This is a genomic window from Emticicia sp. (genome assembly GCF_043780375.1).
Taxonomy (GTDB): Bacteria; Bacteroidota; Bacteroidia; order Cytophagales; family Spirosomataceae; genus Emticicia.
Genome location: NZ_JAYWCU010000209.1, coordinates 21,758 through 28,228, shown reverse-complemented (window position 1 = coordinate 28,228; position 6,471 = coordinate 21,758). Strand labels below are relative to the sequence as shown.

The following is a 6,471-nucleotide window of genomic DNA, read 5'->3' as shown; positions in this document are numbered from 1 at the left end:
CACAAATTGAAGAAGGTGCAAAGGCTTTTGGTTTGACAGCAATCAACGACCCAGCTCCTGAGCAAAATTTATTTGACCGTTCAGATAATGTCAGTTTAGCGGCTAAAGGAATTCCAGCACCTGATTTTGCACCAGGATTCACTGCTTTCGATGCCGAAATTAATAAATTTTATCACCAAGTAGGCGATAGCCCCGAGTCAGTTAATTATAATTATTTGCTTAAATTCTGTCAAGCATACATTTATTCTGCCCGATTGATATCCGATAGAGCAACTGCACCAAAATGGAAAGCAGGAGATAAATACGAGAAGGCATTTAATGAATTGTATGGTAAGTAAAGAGTACAAAATATTTTCCCTGAGCGATTCAGCAATTACGATTGATTTTGGTAATGTCATTGATGAAAATATCAACGATTTTGTTATGAAATTGTATCGTTTTTGTAGTGAAAACCCATTTATAGGAATCATAGAAGCGATGCCAGCTTACGCATCGCTTACTATTTTTTATGATGTGCTAAAAGTAAGAAAATCGAATGTAGAAGTAAAAACTGCTTTTGATTTTGTAAAGAATTATTTAGAGAATAGTTTGCAAAATCTTAACAATGACCATGTTATAGCTACAAACTTAATTAATATTCCAGTAATTTATGATGGGGAAGATTTAGCTTTTGTAGCCGAACATAATAATTTAACTATTGAGGAAGTAATACAAATTCATACTTCCCCAATTTATAGAGTTTACATGATGGGCTTTTTGCCGGGCTTTGCATACATGGGTGGTTTAGACGCTCGAATTGCCACGCCCCGCAAAGATACACCACGCACCAAAGTTCCTGCAGGCAGCGTTGGTATTGCAGGAAACCAAACAGGTATTTACCCTTCCGAAAGCCCAGGTGGTTGGCAATTAATTGGTCGAACCGAGCTTCAACTTTATACACCAAATTCACCCGAAATTACCTTACTTAAAGCTGGTGATTTAGTAAAGTTTGTTATTAAATCTTCAGTTATCAGTCTTCAGTAAGCAGTTTTTGTATAGTTTCAGAGTTAAGATTGCCAATTGAAGACTGCTTATTATTTCAAGGGTGTTAAATCTACTTTTCTGAATTCAACTTCTGCACCTTCGGCTTGTAAAGCAATTTGTCCTTTTTGAGCAGTTGCACCGAAGCCATCATTGACCACATCGCCATTGACCCAAACTTTTATTTTATCTCCTTGACATTCAATCACCATGCGATTCCATTCACCCAAAGGTTTTTCCGAATTATCAGTAAGATTTTTAACTCGGCGTTCTTTTCCTTCCGTAATTCCCCAGTTTTCTTTTGGCCCACGCCTTGATTCCATGTCAAGTACTTTAATGTCTTCAACAATACACCAAAAATCGCCTGCATTTGAGTGCATCATTTGCACTTCAATTGATTTTGGAAACATTTTATACAAAGCTCTCGGCGTGGAAGCATGAACCAATACGCCACAGTTTCCAGGTTTTCCTGCAAATCGATATTCTACTTCAAGTCGGTAGTTTTCATACTGTGATTTAGACATTAAATGTCCTTCGGGTGTTCCCATGCTTACCAACAAACCATTTCGGATGATGAATGATTTTCTTAAAGTCGAATCTTTATCTTTGGCAGGAATATCGGCATACCAATTGTTTAAATCTTTTCCATTAAAAAGTTTGATTGTTTGAGAAAAAGCACTGACTGAGCAAATGTTTAATACTATAAAAGCAAAGATTTTTTTCATAGAAATATAGAGAATTAATTAAAACCCAAAAGTAAATGAATTTTTTGCTTTTTGTGCTAAATTTTTATTTGTCAAAATAATTCTCTGCACAGGTCGATTATCCCATTTTGTTTTGAAACTCACATACTCCATTCCTTCGGTTGAAGGTAAATCGGTCGAAACTGACCATACTTTTGGGTCGTACTGCAATGTAACTAATTGATTTTTAGGAGTTTTTAGCGTAATTTTTCCTTCAAGAGAAGTATCGATCGTACAAATTGTCATAAAGACTTGTTCCAAAGAAGTTGGTTTTTGGCTCAGATTATAATCGTCTGTAAGCTCTACAATATTTTTTACTCGATTTAACTTTACCGTTCTGTTCCACGAAACAATTCCAGCATTTTTATCGTAGGCATTTGTAATATCCATTATCAAAGTCGCCTCTTTATCTGAAATATTGCTTTTTACATTGGTAGCTTCAAATTCTCGTCCTACTTTTTGCCCTAATCCATTGATAATCGGTAAGTTATGATACTGTGATTGAGTAAACCAAAGTTCATATCGTTGTGCTGAAAAAGTGCGAGCTGTATAATTTCCTCGTCCTGCATCAATAATTACAGGTTCGCCATTGGCATAAAGCATAAAATCTCCTACGTCGTTGTGGTTGTGACTTTCGGCATTATGACCACCATGCGTTGCCATAAAAAAACCATTATTTGCACGAGCGGTAAGCACTTGAATATCACTAAACCAAGCATCATTTACAGGAATATATTTACCTGCATTTTCGTTTATTTGCTTGATAGAAAGAAAATTTTCAACTTTTCGTGGTCGGTGATAGCCTCCCGAATTGATTGAAGCTGTTACAAAATTTTTGAATGCCCATTGTCCCATTTGAGTCATTTTCTCGTCTTTCAAGGCTTTTCCAAAGCGGTAAAGCATCAATCCATCTGGGCGAAGTTTTGGGTCGGCATCAGCAAAATTAACAAAATAATAACCATCAATATGAGTTTTATAGATATAAGAAGCCATTTTTTGGATGAGTGGCTCTTCATAAATATTAATTTTGTCATTAGTTGCCTTGCTGAATAATTCGAGACAATCAAAAACACTAGCTCCAGCGGCAAACCAGTAACTTGGACCTTCGTCGCAGCCACCATCTTCGCCCAACCCATTGAGGTATAAGTCTGTACCGAGCATTGTACCATAAATCATTTCGGCACGGCGTTTTTCATCTTTTTCTAAGAGTAAAGTTGCCGAAATCCAGTTCGACATAATCCACGGATTCCAATTGTTGACCGATTTTGTTTTGCTCATCCAACTATAATTATCTGATTTTGTGAGCATTGGCTCAAAAATTCGCTTATTGGTTTCGTAGTAAATGCGTTTGCGTAAAAGTTTATTGATTTTGTCTAATTTTTCACCAACAAAATAATCAGCCATGCCTAAAACAGCTGCTGTTTCTGCCGAAAATAAATCAACAACTGGATTTTCAACATCGGGCAAACCTTTGATGTGAGCAGGAACTCCCCAATAACTTTCTTCGCAAATCGACCAAACACCATTCATAATAGCTTCCGTGAATCGCCCCTTGTTTTCGACACTTTCGGCTAAAATCAAATCGGTTAAGGCAATTCGTTTGCTGTACGAAAGTTTTCCATGACGCTCACGGTCGCCAGAACGAACAAAATCTAAAGAGGTTGTTGCAGAAATAGCTTCAAATTTCAAATCCAAAAGTGCCTCGCCTGCTTTAACTATTTGTTTTAGTACAGAGTCAGGTACTGCCGCTTGCCATTCTTCTGATGTTTTCGGATAGGGTTTATATTCGTTTTTGGGAATGAGCGTTTTTTTGACATCCTCTAATGAATATTTTTTAATCAGAATATTTCGTTGGGTAACTTGAGCTTGACCCAAAATTGAAATAAATAATAAAACGGTAGTGAGTAATTTGTTCATTTTTTTTGTTTAAAAAGAGTTTTAATAACGTTCTATCATATCTAAAATACCTCTTACATAACCCACTGATTCAGACAAACCACCTTCAGCATTATCGGCATCTTTTTCATATTCGATACTCATAACTCCTTGATAATTAAGCTCTTTCAGAGTTTTTAATACTTTAGGGATATCAATCACTCCTCTTCCAATTTGAATAGATTCGCTTTTAGCAACCACACCATCGACATCTTTTAGGTGCATATCAAACATCCGATGACCATATTTTTTGAGAGCTTCAATCGGATTCATGCCCAGCCTCACTACATGTCCAATATCAATGCAAAGTCCAATTCGTTTATCTAATTTTTCGATTTTTTCATAAACTGTTGCAGGTGTTGGATAAACATTATCTCCTGGCCCGTGGTTATGAATCGCTAATCTGATGTCGGTTTCTTTGACATATTTTTCAACTAAAGGCAGTAATTCATGGTTTGGCACGCCTATAATCAATTTCATACCAGCAGCTTTGGCATATCTGAAGGCGTTTTTTACTTCATCTTCATTTTTCATGTAAATCACTCCGCCACCGTAGAGATTTAGCCCCGCTTCCTTCACTTTTGCAACGGTTGCCTGAATTTCACTATCGGTAGCTTCTAATGGTAAATGAAAATTTTTGAAAGCTACATCTTTAATATTTAAGAGTTTACAAATCTCAATGAGCTGCGTTACATTATATTTTCTCAAGGTATAAGAAGCAAGACCAATTGTCAGTTTTGGGGCAATTGGTTGCTTTTGCCACGAAAACATAGGAACTGCCAGTACGGTTACCCCCAAATTTTTTAAAAAGTTTTTTCTTGAAAGTGTCATAGGTTGAAAAATGGGTTAGGTGAAAAAATACGCTTTACTATTGGTGTAAATCAAATTATCAATTATTGAAGATATAATTATTTCTTCCAGTCTTTTAAGGGTAAAAGTTTTTGTTTTACTATTGCTCCTTCTGGAATTAATAAAACACCAAGCGAAACACTTGAATTTGCAGGAATTTTTACTTCAAAACCTACTAAAATTGTTCCAGGGTTGGGTGCATCATAATCGTGGCTTGGTTGCGTTGTCCAAGTTTTTAAGGTAATATTTGCTGGTTCAACTACTTTTATTTGTAGTTTTTTACCGTTTTGAGTCAATTCCGCCGTGCCATTTTCGTTAATTTTTACCTCTGCCGGTGTCATCATTGCCCATCTTACAGTTGTTTCTTTCTCTGAGGTTACAATTTCATCTTTTATTGCTACATATTTTTGGTCAATAATAGCTACTCCTCTATTGGCAGAAGCAACATTGCCTTTATAAACTGCACTAATATTGCTCGTTGCACTCAAGAAATTAGGCTTTTCTGTAAAACTTGTAATTGGGGCGTAGCCTTCAACTTTTTGAAATTCATTGTCAAAAGCAAGGGTGCTGTGAGCCAAATTATTGTAGCGATATACCTGCCAACGCTCCGAATTTTGAGTCATTCCCCATAATTTCACACCTTTTGATTCAAGCGTTTCGTATTCTTGCATACCCAAATCCATCGACCAACGCTCACCATTGGCATCCATCACAAATGAGCCAACATCCATGTGTCCATGATTAACAGATGGAGAGCCACCTTTCAAACCTATATAAATCGCATCGGGTTTCGACCAAGAGGAACGCATCATCGCTACTGGATTTTTGCCTTGTCCAACCCAAATCATTTGTTTTGGTTCGCTTACTTTTTCTAAGTTAATGTCTTTTCCCCAAATCATTGTTGCAGGCAGAAGTCTATCTCTGCCCATTGATTTATCTTTGCCTTGTAAATATTGCTTTTCGATAAATAAGAGGCTGTTGTTTTGAGTTTTATTGGCAAACCAAAACATGGATGGACTTAGTCCACTACCACCGCCCGAATCCGAATAGTTAAAATTTTTGCCAGAAGAACCTATCATATTTTGAAAATATCCTGCTGTTTTCAAGAAACCCGCAGTTTCTGACAAACCAAAATCAGTGCTGAAAACTTTCTGAATAGCACTCAAAAACATAACATTGAAACTTGTTCCGTAGCCCCAATAACCATATCCTTCGGGGTATGAACCTTCTGGTTTATAATCTTCCATTGGCAACTTTATTGATTCAATGGCTCGGTCAATCACTTGTTTGGCGAGCGTTTGATTATCTTCATAAATAGCTAAAGCCCCATAAGCCATTCCTGCATTACAAACCTGATTCCAGTTATGTGAAGCTTTAAGCCAAGAATTATATTTTGTATCATACGAAGGTTCAATGCCTTTTTTTAGAATCGCTTCTTTGATAATTTCTTTTGAAGAAACCGCTAAATCGTCATAAAGCCAGTCGTAGCCAATGGCAACGCCCATTGTCATTTCGGCAACATCTAAAAAGTGCGAAGGATTCCAGTCGCTAAATTGTGAGACTTTTATCAACTCTTTTTCAGCTCTATTGAGGTATTTTTTATCTTTTGTAATTCGATAAGCGTATGAAAGAAAAAATACTCTTCGCAAACATTCTCTTGATTTATCAAGCAAACGTCGCCCAATTTGAATTCTTTCTAATGTTGGCAGAGGAATGATTTTATTGCTTTCATCAATAATTACTTTATTGAGTTTTGCCCAATTTTGATCAGAAGCAATGTTTTTCAAAATTGCTTTTTCCTCATCTTGTAACAATAAAATTCGAGGGTGAACTGGCATTTTTACATCTTTTACTTGTCCAAAAGCTAAGTTTTGTACTATTGAAAAGAATAAGCATACACAAATAGCATTTATTTTCATTTCAG

At 36.3% G+C, this 6,471-nt stretch carries 6 protein-coding genes; 2 read left to right on the top strand and 4 right to left on the bottom strand.

The genetic code is table 11. The features are described 5' to 3' along the window. Window positions 1-338 (top strand): M28 family peptidase (locus ACH2CJ_RS16550; protein WP_394994095.1); only part of this gene is annotated, 338 nt, incomplete at its 5' end. Then, window positions 328-1,023, top strand: coding sequence for a 5-oxoprolinase subunit PxpB (pxpB, locus tag ACH2CJ_RS16545; protein WP_394994093.1), 696 nt, complete (start codon window positions 328-330; stop codon window positions 1,021-1,023). The genes ACH2CJ_RS16550 and pxpB, both read left to right, overlap by 11 nt. A gap of 50 nt (window positions 1,024-1,073) precedes the next feature. Here the strand turns inward: pxpB and ACH2CJ_RS16540 are convergent, their stop codons facing one another. From ACH2CJ_RS16540 to ACH2CJ_RS16525, 4 genes are all read right to left on the bottom strand, one after another. Next, a complete protein-coding gene (locus tag ACH2CJ_RS16540; protein ID WP_394994091.1) occupies window positions 1,074-1,745 on the bottom strand; it encodes a DUF1080 domain-containing protein in 672 nt (223 codons plus the stop codon). An 18-nt stretch (window positions 1,746-1,763) separates the two neighbouring features. Further along, window positions 1,764-3,680 (bottom strand): heparinase II/III family protein, encoded by a 1,917-nt coding sequence (locus tag ACH2CJ_RS16535; RefSeq protein WP_394994089.1) that lies wholly within the window; start codon window positions 3,678-3,680, stop codon window positions 1,764-1,766. Between the two features lie 21 nt (window positions 3,681-3,701). Then, complete coding sequence (locus ACH2CJ_RS16530; protein WP_394994087.1) at window positions 3,702-4,529, bottom strand: sugar phosphate isomerase/epimerase family protein; 828 nt, start codon at window positions 4,527-4,529, stop codon at window positions 3,702-3,704. Window positions 4,530-4,606: 77 nt separating this feature from the next. After that, on the bottom strand, window positions 4,607-6,466 hold the full coding sequence (locus ACH2CJ_RS16525) for a heparinase II/III family protein (protein WP_394994085.1): 1,860 nt from the start codon (window positions 6,464-6,466) through the stop codon (window positions 4,607-4,609). Window positions 6,467-6,471 lie beyond the last annotated feature (5 nt).

What these genes read in the sequence shown, in the direction of transcription:
- pxpB (WP_394994093.1), top strand. Translation starts at nt 328, where the DNA reads ATGGTAAGTAAAGAGTACAAAATATTTTCCCTGAGCGATTCAGCAATT.
- ACH2CJ_RS16540 (WP_394994091.1), bottom strand. Translation starts at nt 1,745, where the DNA reads ATGAAAAAAATCTTTGCTTTTATAGTATTAAACATTTGCTCAGTCAGT.
- ACH2CJ_RS16535 (WP_394994089.1), bottom strand. Translation starts at nt 3,680, where the DNA reads ATGAACAAATTACTCACTACCGTTTTATTATTTATTTCAATTTTGGGT.
- ACH2CJ_RS16530 (WP_394994087.1), bottom strand. Translation starts at nt 4,529, where the DNA reads ATGACACTTTCAAGAAAAAACTTTTTAAAAAATTTGGGGGTAACCGTA.
- ACH2CJ_RS16525 (WP_394994085.1), bottom strand. Translation starts at nt 6,466, where the DNA reads ATGAAAATAAATGCTATTTGTGTATGCTTATTCTTTTCAATAGTACAA.